This window comes from Bacillus sp. N6 (assembly GCF_052805735.1).
Genome location: NZ_CM127843.1, coordinates 3,356,815 through 3,376,771, shown reverse-complemented (window position 1 = coordinate 3,376,771; position 19,957 = coordinate 3,356,815). Strand labels below are relative to the sequence as shown.

Below are 19,957 nucleotides of genomic sequence, written 5' to 3'. Positions count from 1 at the left end.
ATCACTCTCTAATGAGTGATGGGCTAACTGTTTTTACATAATCAGCATTATCTTTTTGATTCCTTCAAATGTTTGAGCTGTGTGACAATCATAATGCTAATAACAACGAGTAAAAACCATGAACTAATTTTGCTTAAGTGAACGAGACTCCATGCTTCCCGTTGATTTGGATATTGCCATGCTCCGAAAAATGTTGCGATGTTCTCTGCAACCCAAATGAAGAAACCGATAAGGAAAAAGGAGAGAACGAGTGGCATTTTATATGGAACGCCTCGTAATGAAAATTCCACAAATGTCCGAAAGAAAACGATGAATAGTAGTAAAGTTAATATCCATCTAAAATCGTATAGAAAATGATGCGTGAAAAAATTGAAGTAAATCATAGCTCCTAACGGCACGGCAAAAATGGCTTTCGGCCAATGATGCATTTTTAAATGCAACCTTCTCCACGCTTGACATATGTAACTCGCGACACTTGCGTACATAAAACCGCTGTAAAGCGGAACTCCAAAAACCTTCGAATATCCCTCTTCGGGATAACTCCATGAACCGAAATGTACTTTATATATTTCTAGTAAAAGGCCGATGAGGTGAAAGATGGTAATTACTTTTAGTTCGTCTTTTGTTTCAAGACCAGTCTTGTACATAATCCACTGCATAAGAAGGCATACGATGAGTATGAAATCATAGCGGTATAACTCTGGGATTGAAACAATTTTTGAAAGGGCTAGTGTTAAGAAAATAATGACTGGGAATAAGCAAGATAATGCTTGTTCGTAAGTGAAATGTAGTAGTTGTTTTATATAGAACATTGTGTCACCTTCGATATTTTTTATCGGAAAAATCAAAATAATCCAATAATTATACTACAATTTAAAAAATAATCCAGTAGTCTATTTTGCATGTATTTGTAAGTTTTAGAAGGGAATTGTAATGAGTATTTTAATATTGTAGAAAAGTAAAAAAATAGTTTGCTATTTAAAAAAAGTGGGGATATAATATCTAAATGAAAATGATAATTATTATCAATAATAATTACAAATAAAAAATAATTATAAAAAACAACTGAATATAAAGGATGAAATGAAACATGTTACATAAGTCTACTGTACATGCTGGTAATAACCGCTGGATACATATTAAGTTCATATGTTTCATGAGCTTAACAATTTTATGTTTAATTGGATCTATATTTTTAGCCATTTCATTTGGTGCAAAAGATATTCATTTACAAACGGTGTGGGCAGCGGTTTTGGATTACGATCCGAAATTAACACAGCACCAAATTATTTATGAATTAAGGCTCCCGAGAGTAATTGGAGCAGCAGTTGTAGGGGCAGCTTTTGCGGTTGCTGGTGCTGTTATGCAAGGTGTAACACGAAATCCTTTAGCTGATGCAGGTGTACTTGGCATAAATGCAGGAGCGATGTTTGTAGTAGCACTTAGTTTTGCTTTTTTTCCGCATATGCTGTATTCCTATTTAATGATTGTTTCCTTTATTGGAGCAGTCTTAAGTACAGTACTTATTTTTGTTATTGGATCAGCAACATCAGGCGGGTTAACACCAATGAGGTTAACGATTGCTGGAGCGGTTATGGCAGCGCTTTTACATTCATTAAGTTCAGGTGTTGCGATTTATTATGATTTAAGCCAGGATTTAGCGTTTTGGTATGCTGGTGGTGTTGCAGGGGTTAAGTGGGAACACTTGAAATTTTTAGTCCCTATTATTCTTATAACGATTATTTTTGCAATAGTGTTAGGGCGATCTATTTCACTCATATCAATGGGGGATGATGTTGCTACGAATTTAGGAGTAAAAACGAACCGAACGAGAATACTAGGGATGATTATAGTAGTCATTCTTGCAGGTGTATCTGTTTCAGCTGTTGGCTCTATTGGGTTTGTAGGACTAGTTATCCCGCATATTGCTAGAAAATTAGTTGGTGTGAATTATCGACTCATTATTCCTATGTCAGCATTTTTAGGAGCTATGTTATTAGTTTTAGCTGACTTAGGGGCAAGAACAGTAAATCCTCCTAAGGAACTTGCGATAGGGATTATGGTAGCTCTTGTTGGAGTTCCGTTTTTCCTCTATATAGCACGTAAAGTTGGGAGGGAGCTATAAGTGAAAGATCTTTTTAACACGGATAAAAAGAGAGCTATTACTGTAACTACAATATTTGGATGTGTAAGTATCGCTGTAATTTTAATTAGTCTAAATACAGGGACACTGAGTATAGAGCCACTTAAAGTAATTGAAACACTTTTTGGTTATGGTGATTTTGAGAGCGAGACCGTGCTATACGATTATCGTATGCCAAGAATTATAATCACAATGTTAGCTGGTATTGGCCTTGGGATTTCCGGTGCGATTTTGCAAGGGTTATCACGTAATGCACTTGCAGACCCTGGTATTTTAGGATTACATGCAGGTGCATCTTTCGGGCTAATTATATTCGTTACTTTCTTTCATTCTATTAATGAGAATGCATCGATTTTAATACCGTTATTTACATTTGGCGGGGGAGTACTAGCTGCATTTTTAATTATTATACTGGCGAGTGATCGGTCAAAAGGTTTACTTCCTATTAGACTTATTCTCGTTGGTATTGCTGTTTCAGCTGGATTTAGTGCGATTTCGTTATTTTTCTCTCTCAAGTTAAATGATGAGACGTATACATTCGCTTCTAGATGGTTAGTTGGTAACGTGTGGGGAAGGGATTGGATTCATGTCCTTGCATTATTACCTTGGATTTTCATACTAATCCCGTATACATGGATAAAATCTAAAACGTTAAATGCATTGTCACTAGGTGATAGTGTGGCAGCAGGGCTTGGTGTTTCTGTTCAAAAAGAACGGTTACTACTTTTAGCTACAGCGGTTGGATTATCTTGCGCGAGTGTATCGATGGCAGGAGGAATTGGTTTTATCGGTTTAGTTGCTCCGCATATCGCAAGAAAGTTAGTAGGTACTACATATCAACACTTTCTTCCTTTAGCTGGCATTATCGGAATGATTATTTTAGTGCTAGCAGATACGATAGGTCGTTCTATATTTGAGCCAAACTCTATTCCAGCTGGTGTAGTAGTGGCGGCATTAGGAGCACCGTATTTTCTTTATTTACTTACAAAAACAAAATAAATACTTCAAAGAGGAGAACATATGAAAAAGAAACTTACTATTTTATTTAGCATGATGTGTATTTTAGTATTAGCAGCATGTGGTCAAACGAAAGCTAATGAAGAGGCAACGAAAAAAACGGAAAAAAATAATGACCCAAAAATTGCTTCAATGTCTATTCATTTAACGAATGATTTACTTGCATTAGGAATTACACCAGTAGGTTCTGTTATTGGTGGAGATTTAAAAGATTTCTTACCGCACGCTAAAGAGAAGTTGAAAGATACGAAGAAGCTTGGTGTTGTAACAGATCCGAATATGGAAGCGTTACTTCAATTAAAGCCAACGGACATTTATGTTGATGAAAAATATGCTGGTAAAGATTTAGCGAAATACGAAAAAATTGCAAAAACACATTCTTTCAACTTAGATGAAGGCACGTGGAGAGATCAGTTACAACAAGTTGGTAAACTTGTAAACCGTGAGAAAGAAGCGGATAAATATATTCAAGATTACGAAGAGCAATCAAAACGAGTAAAAAGTTTAATAGATAAAGAATTAGGTAATAACGAAAAAGTAATGGCAATTCGCGTTACTGCAAAAGAATTACGTGTATTTAGTACAAAAAGACCGATGGGACCAATTTTATTCCAAGACTTAGGGTTACAGCCTGCAAATGGTGTAGAGAAAATTGATGGAAACCGTCCTTTCGAAGTCATTTCACAAGAAGTATTACCTGACTTTGATGCAGATGCTATTTTCGTTGTCGTTAACAGAGATGATAAAGCGAAAGCTGCATTTAAACAACTTCAAGAAACACCAATTTGGAAAGACTTAAAAGCTGTTAAAGGTAAGCACGTATACATTATTAATGACCAACCATGGCTTGACTATTCTGCTTTAGGTAACAAAATGGCAATGGATGAAGCGGAGAAAATGTTTACGAAATAATATAGTTTCGCTATTAGGAAAGGCCCTCTAAATTTGGAGGGCTTTTTATTATTGTTTGAATAAACGAAAAATTATACAATGAAGTTAATTCGATATGGAGGAGATGTGCCAATGTCAGCGCTTATTGTAAGTATCCCGTTTATGAAACAGTTTATGAAACGAGGGGGTAAATAGGCTTGAATAATTATCCCCGTTATTTAATAAAGGGGGAGTTTGAAATGACAATGAATCTTTTTCGAAATAAAACGATTAAATTATCAGCTATGAGAGAAACAGATGCTGAAGTAATGGCTATGTGGCAAGAAGATAGTGAGTATTTAAGAAATGTTGATACAGATGTAGCATTCCCGCAATCTTTAAATGAAATAGCAAGTGATGGGTTATTAAAAGGACGAAGATCGAATAGTGTTTCTTTCATGGTAAGGACAGTTCAAGAAGATCGCTTAATTGGTTTTGTGGCGATTCATGGTATAGAGTGGAATAACAGAACAGGTTTATTAGCCATTGGTATAGGAGATGCGAATGATAGAGGAAAAGGATATGGGAAAGAAGCAATACATCTTATTTTAAAGTATGCTTTCTATGAATTGAATTTACACCGCGTCGGTCTGGATGTGATTTCTTATAATAAAGCAGCCATTGCGTTGTATAAAAAGATAGGTTTTTAGATGGAAGGGTGTATGAGAGAAGCGGTTCAAAGAGATGGGAAGTGTTTTGATCGTATCATTATGGGGATATTGCGGGATGAATGGATAGGGTTGCAAGATTAGCGAATACATTCAATATTATATATGTAGTATGCAGGAGAAATAATGATAATTGGCGAAAATTTACAGTGAACTGATTGAATTTATAAGGAGTTATGTAAAATGAATTTAGAAAAAGCAAAACCAGTAAATGAAGAGGTCGCTGAATTAAAGGAACTAATTAAAGAGTTACACGGAAGTGTACATCAACTGCAAAGCGAAGTGCAGCAACTAAGGCACGAAAGACCAGTTGTTGAAGTGAGAAAAGGTGTTCAATTATCACCAACAATTGTCGGACAAATTGGTGGTATGATTTTAGGTGGGTTAGCAATTATCGGTATATTTTGGTGATGAAAAAAGGTTTGCAGCACGATGCTGCAAACCTTTTGGATTTGACGATATAATTTCATGCAATACAACTTTTACATTAAATAACGTAAATATATATAAGCATGTGATAACAAGAGTGCAACAATAGTTAATGGTAAACCAATTTTTAAGAAGTCCATATAAGAGAAAGCATGTCCTTCACGTTTTGCAATACCAGCAACGACTACGTTTGCAGATGCTCCGATTAGCGTTCCATTTCCTCCTAAGCAAGCTCCAAGAGATAACGCCCACCATAGTACTTCGATTTGCGGAGAATCGACAGATAGTCCGAGTCCTGTAGCTAAGTCTTGAATAAGAGGAATCATCGTAGCGACAAAAGGGATGTTGTCGATTGTCGCAGATGCGATGCCAGATACCCATAAAATAAGTATAGCTGCGAATCCGATGTCACCATTTGTTACGCCGATTACTTCTTTTGCAAGTGAAGAGATAAGTCCGATATCAATTAACCCGCCAACGAGAACGAATAGTCCGGCGAAGAAGAAAATGGTTACCCATTCAACGTGGGCAAATACATCTTCAATATCATGTTCTTTCACGCCGATTAACATAAGAAGTGTAGCGCCTGTCATCGCTATAACGGCAGCGTCTACATGAATAATCGAATGAAGTACGAAGCATAAAATAGTTAGTCCTAAAATCGAAATAGATTTTAAAAGGAGGCTTTGATCCTTAATATAATCTTTTTCATTTAATGCCATTAGTTTTTCGATTTGTTCAGGTGTTGTTTTTAGTTTGTTACGGTACATGAAGTAAATAATGCCAAGTGTCACAATAGAAATAATAATTACGATTGGAGCTAAGTTAAGTAAAAAGGCGTTAAAGTCTAAATGCTTGTTTGCTGATCCAATCATAATATTAGGTGGATCACCGATTAATGTTGCTGTTCCGCCTATATTTGAAAACAGCACTTCTGAAATCAAATAAGGCACAGGATTTACTTTTAAAATACGTGTAATGGATAATGTAACAGGAACGATTAATAAAACAGTCGTTACATTGTCCAAAAATGCTGATCCGACAGCAGTTAATAGGGATAGTAATAATAAAATGCGAATCGGTTTTCCGCCAGCTGCTTTTGCCGCTTTAATGGCCACAAATTCAAAGACGCCTGATTGACTCGTAATATGTACGAGAATCATCATCCCAATTAAAAGGGTAATCGTTTCCCATTGAATATGTGATGTGAAAGCAGTATGTAAATCTACAACTCCAAAAATAATCATAATAGCAGCACCGAATAGTGCGATTACAGCACGATTCAATTTCTCAGAAATAATAAATCCGTACGTGATTAAAAATACGGCAATTGCAAAATAATATTGCCAATTTGCTACTTCATGTGCTGACTGTTCCAATCATGTCACCTTCTTTAAATTATGTATTCAATTGTCGAAATGTATCTCGCTACAATAATACGGGATAAAATATATTGTAGCAAATTCAAAAAAGAAAGAAAACTATTTAACAAAGTGAAGGAAAAAATGTATTTTTTACATATCATATAAAAAATATAAAAAACACAGTGCAAATTATTAGGAAAAGTGAGCGTTGTCCTCTAATATAGAGATAGCAATTTACATTATTTTTGCGTAAAATGGTTTAAAGAGGTGAATTCCGATGGAAATAGTAAAAGATAGTTCTCTTATTCAAAATGAAATTGAACGTTTTGTAAATAAAGATGTATATATTCATTTAGAAACGACAAACGGAGCGTATGCATCACACATAAATGAAAAGATGATGACAGTTGGTGCTTTCATTCGAAATGCGATTATCCGTTTTGAACGCGGGAAGATAACTGGAACAAATCCATACCGAGTTGGTCTGAAAATGGATCACGGTTGGGTATATGCTGAAGGTATTACGCACTGGGAAGTAGACGATCAAGAGCGTTTATTATTAGCTGGACATGATAATTTAGGTCGTCTAGCAGTTGCACTTGAGTTAAGCTTAACACCATTTAAGTAAGAAGGAGGGAAACTTATGGAGAGACATGTACTTGTTGTATTTCCGCATCCAGATGATGAAGCATATGCTGCGGGAGGGACAATTCGCTTATTAACAGATCAAGGAGTACCTGTAACATATGCATGTGGTACTCTAGGACAAATGGGACGTAACATGGGTAAGAACGTATTCGCTAACCGTGAAACGATTCCACATATCCGTAAGAAAGAATTGAAAGATGCTTGTGAAGCGATGGGTATTAAAGATTTAAGAATGCTTGGCTTCCATGATAAAACGTTAGAATTTGAAGATGTTGATTTCGTTGCTGACAAAATTGAAGCAATCATTCAAGAAGTAAATCCATCTCGAATTATTACATTTTATCCAGAGCACGGTGTACATCCAGATCATAATGCATTTGGCCGCGCTGTCGTTCGCGCTGTATCACGTATGCCAAAAGAAGAGCGCCCAGTTATTCATGCTGTTGCGATTACGAAAAATCGTGAAGCAGTATTAGGAGAACCGGATGTTGTAAATAACATTAGTGAAGTATTTGATCATAAATTAACTGCATTAGGTGCGCACCGTTCACAAACAGAAGCAATGCTTGAAGACACGCATGCAAAAATAAAAAACAAAGATGCAGCAACATTAAAATGGCTGCAACTTGAACAGTTTTGGACTTATAAATGGGAGTAGGCTAGAAGGATATCTTCTAGTTGCTCTTACATAGAAAAAGCGCCGTCACTTGTGATGGCGCTTTTTCTTGTTGAAGACTATATATTTTTTAGGGTGCTTCAAAATTTTTAAATTAACGTGCAGTATAGCCTCCATCAACAAGAAGTGTTGTGCCGTTAACAAAACTAGCATCATCACTTGCTAAAAATAAGACAGCTTTAGCGACTTCTTCTGGTGTTCCAAGTCTGCCTTGTGGATGAAGTGAAGCTAAATATTCTTTCTGTTGAGGATTAACACTACCTAGTAAAGGGGTGTCAATATAACCAGGGCACACCGCGTTAATACGTATTCCATATTTAGCGTAGGCAGTACATAAATTTTGAGTTAATAGTTTCACACCACCTTTTGCAGAGGAGTATGCTGTTGGTGTAGGTAATGAAACAAAACTATGAATCGAACCAGCGTTAACGATGACACCACCTGTACCTTGTTTAAGAAATTGTTCAATCGAATATTTATCAGAAAGGAATACCCCAGACAAATTAATATCAATAGTTCTTTTCCACTTTTCATAGGATAATTCGTTTGCCGGTGCATCATCAGCAACGCCGGCATTGGCATACATAATATCTAATTTACCGTATGTACTTACTGTCTCATGAATTAGCTGTTTAATATCTGCCTCTTTTGTTACATCGGTTTTAATAAATAACGTATTATATCCATGTGCATTCAATTCATCTGATAGTTCTTTTCCACGTTCAGAAAAGTCAGCAATAACTACTTTTGCACCTTCTTCGATAAAAAGACGAACAGTAGATTCGCCAATTCCACTTGCACCACCAGTTATGATTGCTACTTTGTCTTTTAATTTCATATAAACCTCTCCATTCATTAATGAATTTAAGTCGAATTTTTAAATCTTGTTACTAAACTATTAACCTTAAATAGTAAGTAGATAGAAGAAAAAAGCTCGCGTTTACTTAATCGTGAGAGTGCTATTTTTTCTTTAGTGTACTTTTTGATACAGTTATGGACGAAAATATTAATTTGGTCAATTTTATCATTAGATTGAATATTTGGTAAAGAGCTCTGGAACAGAGCGAGTAAGGATGTTGAAAAAGTAAAATAAACATTCAGTATTATTTGTAGGGTAAGGAACAAAGGGGAGAGATGCATACCGAAAACTACTACTCTAGTTAAATAGGAAAAAGCCTTGCAGGGGGGCAAGGCTTTAAACAGGGTATTAAAAATGATTGATTTATTAAGAATAACTTCTTCTTGTGAATAAACTAATTTTAGCATAATAACTCATATATATGTGTTACGAATTTGTGAATAAAAACTCAATGATAAAAGTATGAGTGAAAGGAAATAATGTATTTGAAATATGCATTATTACACAAAGTTAAGTTGAAATAGGGGATTTGTATATGTAATTTCTTTTTGCATTTAATTCTTTAGAACTGATTTTTAATAATGTATATGAGAAGCGTATATTTTGAATTATTTAATAGAATAATATATATTTATATTGATTTAATGATTTTAGTTTGTTAAAAATGGGGAAATCGATATGAAGGTTAAATTTGCCGTAATAAAAGATGAGAATTTTGATTGTAGTTTATTGGAAACAAAATTATTGAAAACTTTTAAAGAAGTAGATTGTGAAGCAGATATTGTAAAGGTTGAGGATGAAATTTTTGAAAACAATGATGTACAAACGCATTTATCAGAAATAACCATACATGTTACTGGAAAAAATATCGGATATAGATCTGTTTCAGCCAGTATATTTATTGTTCTAGAGAGTTTATCAATACAGCTATTTCATATTCATATTAGTATACTTTAAACAGTTCAAAAAGTGGATTTATATTGCGTTGTAAATATGAAAATGGTGATGAAAACAATAGAAATTATCGTATGTGCTCCCGAATGTTGGATTGCACTTTGTTTGTTGTTAAATAAGCAAGGGGTCCCTTTTTAAATTTTAATCTATCTTAACGCTAATTTATAAATAGAAGAATGGAAACATGTGAGTAATTCAATTAGATTGTACAAAAAATTTGGTACGCGGATATACGCAATGTATTCACAGGTAAGAGGGTTGTCTCATAATATATATAGATTTTTCTATTAAGATGAACAGAGGGTGTGAATATATGGAAGATGTTTACGCTAAAATTGACAGTCTCAAGGCGGAGCAAAAAGAAATGATGAGAGACATTCGAAATTTAGAAACGCGTACTACTATTAATGAGAAAGATATAGCAACAATCAATAAGCAATTAGAAAAAATAAGTACAAACACTACTTGGATTTTGCGAATTATTATTAGTGCGATAATAATGTCAGTTTTAGGATTGATATTAAAAGGGATGATTTAAAAGAAAGAGGGGAGCTCCCTCTTTCTTTTATGTAAATGAGAAACTATAAATTTTCCGTTTCCTTTTCGTCTGCATACTTATCCTCTAAGGAAATTAATAGAGGGATTGATATAGTTACAAGAATGATTAAAGTGGTGATAAAAGATTTAGAAAGAGAAAAAGAACCTTCAATTAAAGGTGATAAAAACTTGAATGAAAGTATACTTGTTATGAAGGAAATTACTAAAAAGCTCAAAAGGGATATATTTTTATTCTTTATAGATGTCTCTATAAAGTCTTTAACACAGGTTATTACGACAAATATAGTTAATATGATAAGAGAAACAAAATAATGTGTTAAATTCGTCATATTAATAGTAGGATCGTCTATTATGTAAGCAAGTAACTTAGATACTAATATTCCTCCAAACAATAAAATAATAAAAGCAAGTAATCCTTCCAATATATAAGTGCTGAAATTGTCTTTCTTGTTAAAGAGTTTATAGTTTAGAGTAGATTGGGTTATTTGAATTAGGAATAGGGTAATAATCCATACATAATATACAAATGGTAATTCTCCTGAGAATAGAGAAATTAGAAAGTTTACTACTGTCCTTAAAATTTCAATCATTACGAAAGTCCTCCTACTTGTTCAGCTTTATGACATTAGGAATATATGAGTATATCATTTTATAATTAGGTTTATAGATTCAAACTATTTCTAATTATTCCATAATAAGGTGGTTATATCAAGTAGTTATCTTCTATGGCGTGTATTAGTTGTTCACTAATATAAAAAGAACATTTGAACGTTAATACTAGAAAAATAAAAGTAATATGTAATATAATTGAAAAAGTATATTTAAAAATCGATGTTAATATTACCCTCCTATAAGTATTAACATACGTAATTGAGGTGTTTTCTTTGTTGTTTTATGACCGGATTTCTATAATGGCCCCTCCTGTTCCGTAGCTAAGGAAAGTCTTTTTATTTCTGGGATTTTCAAAGTTATAGGAGGGTATGAAAAATGAAAAAAGTCTCAGTACCATCACTTTTGTTAATGATTGTTCTTGTCGCATTTCCGCAAATTAGTGAAACGATTTACACACCGTCTTTACCGGACATTTCAAAGGCGTTACATGTAAGTAATAATGAGGTGCAGTTAACGCTTAGTGTGTATTTTGCTGGATTTGCTTTAGGTGTATTTTTTATTGGATGGCTATCAGATATAATTGGCCGTCGCCCAGCAATGTTATTTGGAATTGTAATATATGGCGCTGGGAGTTTCTTATGCTTTATTGCAAATTCCATTGAAGTTTTATTGGTAAGTCGTTTTATTCAAGCGTTTGGAGCAAGTGCAGGATCCGTGGTTACACAAACGATTCTTCGTGAAAGTGTAGAAGGGCATAAGAGGCATGTTATGTTTGCTCAAATCTCGGCAGTCATTGCTTTTACACCAGCGATAGGACCGTTAATTGGTGGCTTTCTTGATCAAATGTTTGGATTTAAAATAGTATTTTTAAGTTTAGTAGTTATGAGTATCGGTATTTTTCTGTATACGTTTGTTTCTCTTCCTGAAACAAAGACGGACTCAGTAACGAATAAAATAAATGTGTTTTCAGTCTTTAAGAAGTTAATTACAAATCCGAAAGTAGTAACGTATGGGCTATTAATTGGAGGAGCAAATGGTGTTTTATTTAGCTATTATGCAGAAGCCCCGTTTATCTTTATTGAATACTTTCAGTTATCGCCTAGTATGTACGGGTTTTTAGGAATTGTTGTTGCGTCTGCTTCTATTATTGGGGCGAAAGTTTCAAAACGATTGCTTGCCACGTATAGACCAGAGAAAATTATATATATTGGTTGTCTTGTAATGACAGTGGGAGCTATCCTTTTAACTGTTATTACAGCATTGGGATCAAACCAAAACATAATATATATGATTGGATTTTTAATAGCGATGTTTATATTGTTATTAGGGATTGGAGTAGCGTTACCTAATTGTTTAAGTTTAGCATTAGTAGATTTTCAAGATGTCATTGGTACAGCTGGAGCGTTGTTTAGCTTAGGGTACTATGTAATTGTAACGATGACAATTTGGGGAATGAGTCAACTGCATACGGGCTCGTTACTAGTGATGCCACTTTATTTTCTAGTTATTGTAGTTATAATGGCAGTGTTTACTAGGGTGTTTATATTTGGTAAGCAAACTTTGAAATCGGTTTAAATATGAAATCGTAAAAGAGTCTCATTTTTAAATGAGACTCTTTTATATTTTGGCTGGGGTAAAGAAGTTAGTAGTTTATTAATATATTAAATTTCTCATTGGTATATAAATCGAATGTGTGGGAAATTACGTTATCAACTATAAAGGTTGAAGTATTTGACATATGAAGCCGAGGAAGAAATGCTCTCCTCTGTTATGTATATTGTAATAATATACATGCCGGAATCATATTGAATAGATGTATTTTATTGTTAATTTAGTTAAAAATTAATCAGACTTATGTATAATAATTTATTGAAAAAATAATTGAATTTTTCAGATTAATGAATTAATATAAGGTAAGTAATTTTAAGATTTATAGAATATTGGAAGATGAAAGGTTTTGAGAATTTTATTAGGAGCACAAAACGATTTTAGGATAGCTTTAAAGCTAGTGTAAAATGACGTTTGCTTCATCATTTTCAGAGCCGAAAGGAATTAGGGGAAAGCATCTTGTTTTAAAATGCGGCTATGAATCATCTAAGAGGGGGAAGTGAAGTGGCAAACAAAGAATTGAAAAGAGGTTTAGAAGCACGTCATATTCAAATGATTGCTTTAGGCGGAACGATTGGTGTTGGTTTGTTTATGGGGTCAGCCAGCACAATTAAATGGACAGGTCCGTCAGTAATGCTTGCTTATGCCATTGCAGGTATTTTCATCTTCTTCATCATGCGTGCCATGGGAGAAATGTTGTATATGGAGCCAAGTACAGGCTCATTTGCGACGTTCGGTCATAAGTATATTCATCCGCTAGCTGGTTATATGACAGCTTGGAGTAACTGGTTCCAGTGGGTTATCGTTGGGATGTCAGAAATTATCGCGGTTGGAGCGTATATGCAATATTGGTTCCCGGACTTACCAGCTTGGATACCAGGTATAATCGCAATGGTCATTCTTGGCGCAGCTAACTTAATTTCTGTTAAGTCATTTGGTGAATTTGAATTTTGGTTTGCGATGATTAAAATCGTTACGATTCTATTAATGATTATTGCGGGATTTGGTCTTATTTGCTTCGGAATTGGTAACGGCGGAGAAGCGATTGGCATATCTAATCTTTGGTCAAATGGCGGTTTCTTTACAGGTGGTTTTTCAGGATTCTTCTTTGCATTATCACTTGTAGTTGGAGCGTATCAAGGTGTGGAATTAATCGGAATTACTGCTGGCGAAGCGAAAAATCCGAAGAAGACACTTACAAGAGCGATTCAAAGTACAATTTGGCGTATTTTAATATTCTATATTGGTGCTATTTTTGTTATTGTAACTGTATATCCGTGGGATCAATTAAGTACAATTGGTAGCCCGTTCGTAGCGACTTTTGCGAAAGTTGGTATTACGGCAGCAGCTGGACTTATTAACTTCGTTGTAATTACAGCGGCAATGTCTGGTTGTAATAGTGGTATTTATAGTGCTGGACGTATGCTTTATACGTTAGGTGTAAATGGACAAGCACCGAAATATTTCACGAAACTTTCTGGAAATGGTGTACCTTTATTCGGTACAGTTGGCGTAATTATCGGTCTGGCGATTGGTGTTGTTTTAAGTTACATCGCACCGAAAAATTTATTCGTATATGTATATAGCGCGAGTGTACTCCCTGGTATGGTACCATGGTTTGTCATTTTAATTAGTCAAATTAATTTTAGAAAAGAAAAGGGAGCAGAGATGAAAGATCATCCGTTCAAAATGCCATTTGCTCCTGTAACAAACTATTTAACGATTGCCTTTTTAATTATGGTATTAATCGGAATGTGGTTTAACGATGATACTCGTATTTCATTAGTTGTAGGTATTATTTTCTTAGCTATCGTTACAATTAGTTTCTATGCTTTTGGAATAGGAAAGCGAGCTCCGTTAGACGTTCAAAATAATAAAGAGATTTCAAGTAAATAAAGAAAAGGCTGTTCATCTGGAACAGCCTTTTCTTATTGTTGTTATTTGTCGATAAATCAATATACCTTGTCGAATCGTTGATATAATTTGATTTGTGATAGATATATTTGAAAAATCGTTGATATATTGTACGTTATGATAGATATATTCGAAAAATCGTTAATATAATTTTACATACTATCTGTCACTATCATGATTAAAATTTCTCTAATACGATTTTTCCAATGGTGTGCCCGCTTTCAAGTAGTGCATGTGCTTTCTTTAAGTTTTCAGCGTTAATCGGTGTTAATGTTTCATTTTTATGTAAGCTGTACTGATAGTCTAGAAGGAGTTTATTTCTAAAAAGAAGAATTTTTTACTGTATTACTTTATCCAAAACTAAATGTAAAGGTGGATACATAATGACAGTAAAGAAACTTTATTTCATCCCAGCAGGTCGTTGTATGTTGGATCATTCGTCTGTTAACAGTACTTTAACTCCAGGGAAACTATTAGACTTGCCGGTTTGGTGTTATCTTTTGGAGACGGAAGAAGGTCCTATTTTAGTAGACACAGGTATGCCAGAAAGTGCAGTTAATAATGAAGGGCTTTTTAACGGTACATTTGTTGAAGGACAGATTTTACCGAAAATGACTGAAGAAGATAGAATCGTGAATATATTAAAGCGTGTAGGGTATGAGCCGGACGACCTTTTATATATTATTAGTTCTCACTTACATTTTGATCATGCAGGAGGAAACGGTGTTTTTACAAATACACCGATTATTGTGCAGCGAAAGGAATATGAGGCAGCACTTCATAGAGAAGAATATATGAAAGAATGTATATTACCGCATTTGAACTACAAAATTATTGAAGGGGATTATGAAGTGGTACCAGGTGTTCAATTATTGTATACGCCAGGTCATTCTCCAGGCCATCAGTCGTTATTCATTGAGACGGAGCAATCCGGTTCAGTTTTATTAACAATTGATGCATCGTACACGAAAGAAAATTTTGAAGATGAAGTGCCGTTCGCGGGATTTGATTCGGAATTAGCTTTATCTTCAATTAAACGTTTAAAAGAAGTTGTGATGAAAGAGAAGCCAATTATTTTCTTTGGTCATGATATAGAACAGGAAAAGGGATGTAAAGTGTTCCCTGAATATATATAATGCAAAAAGTCATGAGCTTACGTGCTCATGACTTTTTCGTTTAAATAATTTTTTTGAATAAGTTATAAACCTTTTTTGAGCTATCTTCATTTAATTGATAGTACTTGAGGTTTACATCATCAGGAGTATCTTGCTGAGCAATCATCACTTCGCTGCTGTGATGATCAACTACCCATATGAAATATTTTTTATAAGTTCCATCCTCGAAAGTAATCCACATATCACAATCTATTAAGTCTGATCCTTCTTCATCTAATGTTAATTTACCTTTTTTTGCGGTATTCATACTGTTAATAAACGTTTTTAATTCATCTGTTTTTGTGAGAAAGATATCCTGTTTTGTTTTAATTGATTCTACATGTATATCTTTTATTTCCTGTTTTCCTAAAAAAACAGGGGGCTCATTTGGATCTCGCGAGCTTGAAATAATAGTAGCTTTCTTTTTCGGTTTATTTGCAGTATAGAGATCTTGAATAGATTTTCCCGAGTTTATAAACCATGCAATTCCAGAAATAATTAATACGCTACCTAGCAATAAAATAATTTTTTTAATAGGATTTTCTCCTCTCTATTACTTCGTGTGAAGAGCTTTTCTATTAATATATGATAGGTAAGCGTAAAGTATTATAGTTGAACTTGGTTATGCTTCACAGTTTTTATCGGGCGATCTATGAGTAAATTGTAAGTGAGCCCAATTAATACGAAAATGCCACCGATAACTTTACCAATTGAGAGTTCATTTGTCAGGAAGAAATCAATAATAGTCCCCGCAAATAATTGTCCGATAAAGATGAGTAATGTTAAATAAAAGGCTGATATTTTAGGAGTAATATAGTTGGATAATGAAATAACGATAACGCCTACTAATCCGCCTAAGTATACGGCGATAGGAATAGATTGCAACTTATGAATAGGGATATACAATGAATCTGAACTGAAAATTAAAAATAACATAGAGAAAAATAATCCAGTAATATAATTGAAAAACGTGCCTTCCCAGTTTCCAATTTCCTTTGCTAAATTCGCGTTAATAATTCTAGCAACGACGATAGAAACACCAGCTAAAATAGCGATCGTAATATATAACATATTTTTGCCCCCATTAATATATTGTCATGATAATAATCCCAGAAGAGATGAATGCTAATCCAACTAGTTTTTTCTTTTCAAACTTTGCAACTTTCATTCCTAATAAACCGAAATGATCAATAACTATGGAAGCAATGGATTGACCGAGTAAACTTAATGCGATCGTAATAGAAGCACCAAGGACGGAGAAACTTATATTGTTAAAAAGAACAGTGAATACTCCAATCGCTCCAGCGCTATATAAAAAAAGTGGAATACTTTTATCGAAACGAATTTTGTTTTTGTTTATGATTAAAATGAAGATAACTGCAATTAAACCGACAAGGTGAATGACCACGCTTGCTGTGTACTTGCCAATTAACTCAGATAAAATCCCATTCAGTGGAAGCATAACGGCGATGAGCACACCAATAAAGACAGAAAGAAAGTTATACAATGTAATATCCCCTTTGTAATTCATATTTGTAATGACTGTATCATGCTGAAATTGTGTATTGTTATGACATATGTCATAGTGGAAGAAGAAAATTTTGATTACAATGGGGATGAGTTGTAAAGGTGGGGGACTATGAAGAAAATATGTAATTCAATTAAATTAGCAGAGTATATAAAGCAAAATAACATTGATTCATTTTTTACTAATAATATGAAACCATATATGGAGCTTATATTTTTTAAAAAGAATGAGTTTATTTGTAGAGAAAATGAAGAGATAGATTATTTATATTTCTTTGTTGAAGGAAAAGCGAAAGCGTTTAACACATTAAGTAACGGAAAATCGGTATTATTATGTTTTTACGATAGTTTGCAGTTACTTGGAGATGTGGAGTTAATTCATTCTCAAAGAATCACTTCAAACGTACAAGTGATGGCAGATTCGTATTGTGTGGGGTTACCTTTAGGAAAAGTGAGAAATAAGCTATTTCATGATGCGAAATTTTTAAGATGTATTTGCGGATCATTAGCACATAAATTAAACCGACTTTCCAAAAACAGTACAATTAATTTATTGTATCCACTTGAAAATAGACTGGCGAGTTACATGTTAGCAGCAGGGGAACGAGCAGTTCAGCATGAAAATAGAATTGTATTTAGTGGGAATTTAACGGAAATAGCGGAATTGTTAGGAACGAGCTATCGGCATTTGTTGCGAACATTAAATATTTTTTGTGATAAAGAGATAATAAAGAAGAACGATGGATGCTATGAAGTAGTAAACGTGGATGTTTTGAGAGAATTGGCAGCAGATGTTTATAAATAGGAGGAGAGTATAAATGATAACACCTATATTTAGAATTTTTGATATTGAAAAAGCAAAACTATTTTACTTAGGTTTTTTAGGATTTAAACTGGATTGGGAACATCGGTATGAGGAAAATATGCCATTATATTTGCAAATTTCGTTACAGGATGCTGTGATACATTTATCAGAACATCATGGTGATGCCTCACCAGGTGGTGCGATTCGGATCAAAATAGATGATGTAAAGGATTATCATTCTGTATTATTAAGTCAAGAATATGCTTATTCGAAACCAAATATAGAAAAAACATCTTGGGGTACAATTGAATTAACTGTGATTGATCCGTTTTCAAATAGAATTACACTATACGAGGAAAAATTGTAGAAATGGAATGAAGAGTAGTTCATAGAGCAGTGAACTGCTCTTTTTTATTTTGAGTAGATATTGAATCATATAAAAAGAAAATGTTATGATTATGGAAACGTATGAATATATGAACAAGTATTCATACGTTTAAGAAGAGGAGGGATTAGAATGAAAGATCTAATTATTATTGGGGCGGGTCAAGCTGGATTAACAATGGGATATTACTTGAAGCAAGAAGGGTATAATTTTTTATTACTTGAGGCAGGAAAACGAGTTGGTGATTCATGGAGAAATCGATATGATTCTTTGCAGCTTTTTACCCCAAGGTCCTACAGTAGCTTGCTGGGTATGGCGTTAATAGGTGAAAAAAATGAATTTCCATATAAAGATGAAATTGCAACTTATTTAGAAGAATATGCAAGACATTTTCAATTACCGGTACAATTACAAACGGAAGTTCTAAAAATAAAGAAAGAAAAAGAAATAGTTGAATTACATACTCCTACAGAAATTTTACAAACGAAAAAAGTTATTATCGCATCAGGTGCTTTTCAGCAACCGTTTATTCCCTCAGTTTCAGCAAATCTATCATCACATATTTTTCAAATACATTCATCACAATATAAATCACCATCACAAATTCCTAAGGGAAAAGTACTAGTAGTAGGTGGTGGGAATTCAGGAATGCAAATTGCAGTAGAACTGGCAAAGACTCATGAAGTTACGGTGTCTATTAGTCATCCTTTAACGTTTTTACCGTTACAACTTTTTGGAAAAAGTATTTTTAATCTGCTAGAAAAAGTGGGTTTATTGTACGCTGAAATAAATACAAAGAGGGGAAGATGGTTTCAGAAGAGAAAGGACCCTATTTTCGGTTTTGAAGGTAAGAAACTTATTCGTAATGGAGCAATCAAACTGCAAGAAAAAGTAGTAAGTGCATCAGGAAATAACATTATGTTTCAGAATGGTGATACTTATAGTGCAGAAAGCATTATATGGTCAACTGGTTTTGTTCAAAATTATAATTGGATTGAAATTGAACAGGCAGTGAATGAGAAAGGATTTCCTAATCATATAAAGGGAATCAGTCCAGTAAAAGGATTGTATTATATCGGTTTACCATGGCAATCTCAAAGGGGTTCCGCACTTATTTGTGGTGTAGGAAAGGATGCAGAGTATGTACTTTCTGAAATCAAAAAAATAGATCAGTAGCAATAACTACTGATCATCCATATGTACATGAATTAGGAGAGGTCAAACATTTATTAACTTTATTATAATAGATTTTCATAGAATTAAAAACTGAAAATTCAAATTTAATGTTGAGAAAGTTTTTTGTATCGAAATATATGAAAGAATAGGGGGTTTTTAGTAAAAGGAAATATGATATTTATATTTTACTAAAGTGTGATATAGTCAATATAGGATTTATTTCCTTAAATTGGTTTTTGTAGTCATTACATTTTTAAAGCAGAAAGGAGAAGTAATTATGAAGTTTGATGATCAACGCTTACTAGGAGTCCGATTAGGTTCTGTACTTGTGACAGAGGAAAATCAATATTTAGTAATTAAGAAGAAAGATCATTATGCACTGTTAAATATACATAATTTAGAATGCACTCATGTTGAAGTGCAGTTAGAACATTTGGAAGAAATGTTGCGGGAAGATTTCCAAGAAAGTATAACGGAGATTATCGCACCAGAACATATAAAAATTGTTGCGAAAAATGTTATATAGATAA

Annotated in this window: 22 protein-coding genes and 1 pseudogene; 16 read left to right on the top strand and 7 right to left on the bottom strand. The window is 33.8% G+C overall.

The features are described 5' to 3' along the window. Positions 1-47 precede the first annotated feature (47 nt). Positions 48-812, bottom strand: coding sequence for a DUF817 domain-containing protein (locus tag ACUXVC_RS17415; protein WP_050844368.1), 765 nt, complete (start codon positions 810-812; stop codon positions 48-50). A 278-nt stretch (positions 813-1,090) separates the two neighbouring features. Here ACUXVC_RS17415 and ACUXVC_RS17410 point away from each other — a divergent pair, with 278 nt between their 5' ends. The 5 genes and pseudogenes from ACUXVC_RS17410 to ACUXVC_RS17390 all read left to right on the top strand — a co-directional run bounded on the left by ACUXVC_RS17410 (position 1,091) and on the right by ACUXVC_RS17390 (position 5,169). Further along, a complete protein-coding gene (locus ACUXVC_RS17410; protein ID WP_144465794.1) occupies positions 1,091-2,125 on the top strand; it encodes a FecCD family ABC transporter permease in 1,035 nt (344 codons plus the stop codon). Continuing rightward, positions 2,126-3,142 carry a FecCD family ABC transporter permease gene (locus tag ACUXVC_RS17405; protein ID WP_144465793.1) on the top strand — a complete coding sequence of 339 codons (1,017 nt, stop codon included), beginning with the start codon at positions 2,126-2,128 and terminating at the stop codon, positions 3,140-3,142. It begins immediately after the preceding gene. Between the two features lie 21 nt (positions 3,143-3,163). Next, a complete protein-coding gene (locus tag ACUXVC_RS17400) occupies positions 3,164-4,072 on the top strand; it encodes an ABC transporter substrate-binding protein (protein WP_446025784.1) in 909 nt (302 codons plus the stop codon). Positions 4,073-4,290: 218 nt separating this feature from the next. Then, positions 4,291-4,842, top strand: a pseudogene (locus ACUXVC_RS17395) (GNAT family N-acetyltransferase). Positions 4,843-4,941: 99 nt separating this feature from the next. Then, positions 4,942-5,169: a hypothetical protein gene (locus tag ACUXVC_RS17390; RefSeq protein WP_001047304.1), complete on the top strand. Its 228-nt coding sequence runs from the start codon at positions 4,942-4,944 to the stop codon at positions 5,167-5,169. Between the two features lie 71 nt (positions 5,170-5,240). On the opposite strand, the gene ACUXVC_RS17385 is transcribed toward ACUXVC_RS17390, so the two are convergent. Further along, positions 5,241-6,566: an ArsB/NhaD family transporter gene (locus tag ACUXVC_RS17385; RefSeq protein WP_144465791.1), complete on the bottom strand. Its 1,326-nt coding sequence runs from the start codon at positions 6,564-6,566 to the stop codon at positions 5,241-5,243. 262 nt (positions 6,567-6,828) lie between these two features. On the opposite strand from ACUXVC_RS17385, the gene ACUXVC_RS17380 reads away from it, so the two are divergent. Together ACUXVC_RS17380 and bshB2 are read left to right on the top strand one after the other, a co-directional pair. Continuing rightward, positions 6,829-7,179: a YojF family protein gene (locus ACUXVC_RS17380; RefSeq protein ID WP_000407045.1), complete on the top strand. Its 351-nt coding sequence runs from the start codon at positions 6,829-6,831 to the stop codon at positions 7,177-7,179. Positions 7,180-7,194: 15 nt separating this feature from the next. Then, positions 7,195-7,857: a bacillithiol biosynthesis deacetylase BshB2 gene (bshB2, locus tag ACUXVC_RS17375; protein ID WP_000439483.1), complete on the top strand. Its 663-nt coding sequence runs from the start codon at positions 7,195-7,197 to the stop codon at positions 7,855-7,857. Positions 7,858-7,969: 112 nt separating this feature from the next. On the opposite strand, the gene ACUXVC_RS17370 is transcribed toward bshB2, so the two are convergent. Then, positions 7,970-8,713 carry an SDR family NAD(P)-dependent oxidoreductase gene (locus ACUXVC_RS17370; RefSeq protein ID WP_000768018.1) on the bottom strand — a complete coding sequence of 248 codons (744 nt, stop codon included), beginning with the start codon at positions 8,711-8,713 and terminating at the stop codon, positions 7,970-7,972. 699 nt (positions 8,714-9,412) lie between these two features. Here ACUXVC_RS17370 and ACUXVC_RS17365 point away from each other — a divergent pair. Together ACUXVC_RS17365 and ACUXVC_RS17360 are read left to right on the top strand one after the other, a co-directional pair. Continuing rightward, complete coding sequence (locus ACUXVC_RS17365) at positions 9,413-9,691, top strand: hypothetical protein (protein WP_078994393.1); 279 nt, start codon at positions 9,413-9,415, stop codon at positions 9,689-9,691. Between the two features lie 310 nt (positions 9,692-10,001). Further along, entirely contained in the window at positions 10,002-10,226 is a 225-nt protein-coding gene (locus ACUXVC_RS17360; RefSeq protein WP_000390469.1) for a hemolysin XhlA family protein, read from the top strand. A gap of 43 nt (positions 10,227-10,269) precedes the next feature. Here ACUXVC_RS17360 and ACUXVC_RS17355 read toward each other — a convergent pair whose 3' ends face one another. Further along, the gene (locus ACUXVC_RS17355) at positions 10,270-10,836 is read right to left on the bottom strand and encodes a DUF5823 family protein (RefSeq protein WP_065484590.1); all 567 of its coding nucleotides are present in this window, start codon (positions 10,834-10,836) and stop codon (positions 10,270-10,272) included. Positions 10,837-11,233: 397 nt separating this feature from the next. Here ACUXVC_RS17355 and ACUXVC_RS17350 point away from each other — a divergent pair, with 397 nt between their 5' ends. From ACUXVC_RS17350 to aiiA, 3 genes are all read left to right on the top strand, one after another. Continuing rightward, complete coding sequence (locus ACUXVC_RS17350; protein ID WP_098127936.1) at positions 11,234-12,433, top strand: multidrug effflux MFS transporter; 1,200 nt, start codon at positions 11,234-11,236, stop codon at positions 12,431-12,433. A 537-nt stretch (positions 12,434-12,970) separates the two neighbouring features. Then, a complete protein-coding gene (locus tag ACUXVC_RS17345; RefSeq protein WP_144465790.1) occupies positions 12,971-14,362 on the top strand; it encodes an amino acid permease in 1,392 nt (463 codons plus the stop codon). A 401-nt stretch (positions 14,363-14,763) separates the two neighbouring features. Further along, on the top strand, positions 14,764-15,516 hold the full coding sequence (gene aiiA / locus ACUXVC_RS17340; protein ID WP_098127938.1) for a quorum-quenching N-acyl homoserine lactonase AiiA: 753 nt from the start codon (positions 14,764-14,766) through the stop codon (positions 15,514-15,516). 40 nt (positions 15,517-15,556) lie between these two features. On the opposite strand, the gene ACUXVC_RS17335 is transcribed toward aiiA, so the two are convergent. The 3 genes from ACUXVC_RS17335 to ACUXVC_RS17325 form a co-directional block, all read right to left on the bottom strand. Then, a complete protein-coding gene (locus ACUXVC_RS17335) occupies positions 15,557-16,051 on the bottom strand; it encodes a hypothetical protein (protein ID WP_098127940.1) in 495 nt (164 codons plus the stop codon). Positions 16,052-16,140: 89 nt separating this feature from the next. Then, positions 16,141-16,605: a DMT family transporter gene (locus tag ACUXVC_RS17330; protein WP_000965811.1), complete on the bottom strand. Its 465-nt coding sequence runs from the start codon at positions 16,603-16,605 to the stop codon at positions 16,141-16,143. A gap of 13 nt (positions 16,606-16,618) precedes the next feature. Next, the gene (locus ACUXVC_RS17325) at positions 16,619-17,065 is read right to left on the bottom strand and encodes a DMT family transporter (protein ID WP_071739345.1); all 447 of its coding nucleotides are present in this window, start codon (positions 17,063-17,065) and stop codon (positions 16,619-16,621) included. Positions 17,066-17,173: 108 nt separating this feature from the next. Between ACUXVC_RS17325 and ACUXVC_RS17320 the strand changes: the two genes are divergently transcribed. The 4 genes from ACUXVC_RS17320 to ACUXVC_RS17305 all read left to right on the top strand — a co-directional run bounded on the left by ACUXVC_RS17320 (position 17,174) and on the right by ACUXVC_RS17305 (position 19,953). Then, the gene (locus ACUXVC_RS17320) at positions 17,174-17,866 is read left to right on the top strand and encodes a cyclic nucleotide-binding domain-containing protein (RefSeq protein ID WP_088024314.1); all 693 of its coding nucleotides are present in this window, start codon (positions 17,174-17,176) and stop codon (positions 17,864-17,866) included. 13 nt (positions 17,867-17,879) lie between these two features. After that, positions 17,880-18,233 carry a glyoxalase superfamily protein gene (locus tag ACUXVC_RS17315; RefSeq protein ID WP_095690442.1) on the top strand — a complete coding sequence of 118 codons (354 nt, stop codon included), beginning with the start codon at positions 17,880-17,882 and terminating at the stop codon, positions 18,231-18,233. Positions 18,234-18,383: 150 nt separating this feature from the next. After that, the gene (locus tag ACUXVC_RS17310; protein WP_144465789.1) at positions 18,384-19,427 is read left to right on the top strand and encodes a flavin-containing monooxygenase; all 1,044 of its coding nucleotides are present in this window, start codon (positions 18,384-18,386) and stop codon (positions 19,425-19,427) included. 277 nt (positions 19,428-19,704) lie between these two features. After that, positions 19,705-19,953 carry a hypothetical protein gene (locus ACUXVC_RS17305; RefSeq protein ID WP_000666948.1) on the top strand — a complete coding sequence of 83 codons (249 nt, stop codon included), beginning with the start codon at positions 19,705-19,707 and terminating at the stop codon, positions 19,951-19,953. Positions 19,954-19,957 lie beyond the last annotated feature (4 nt).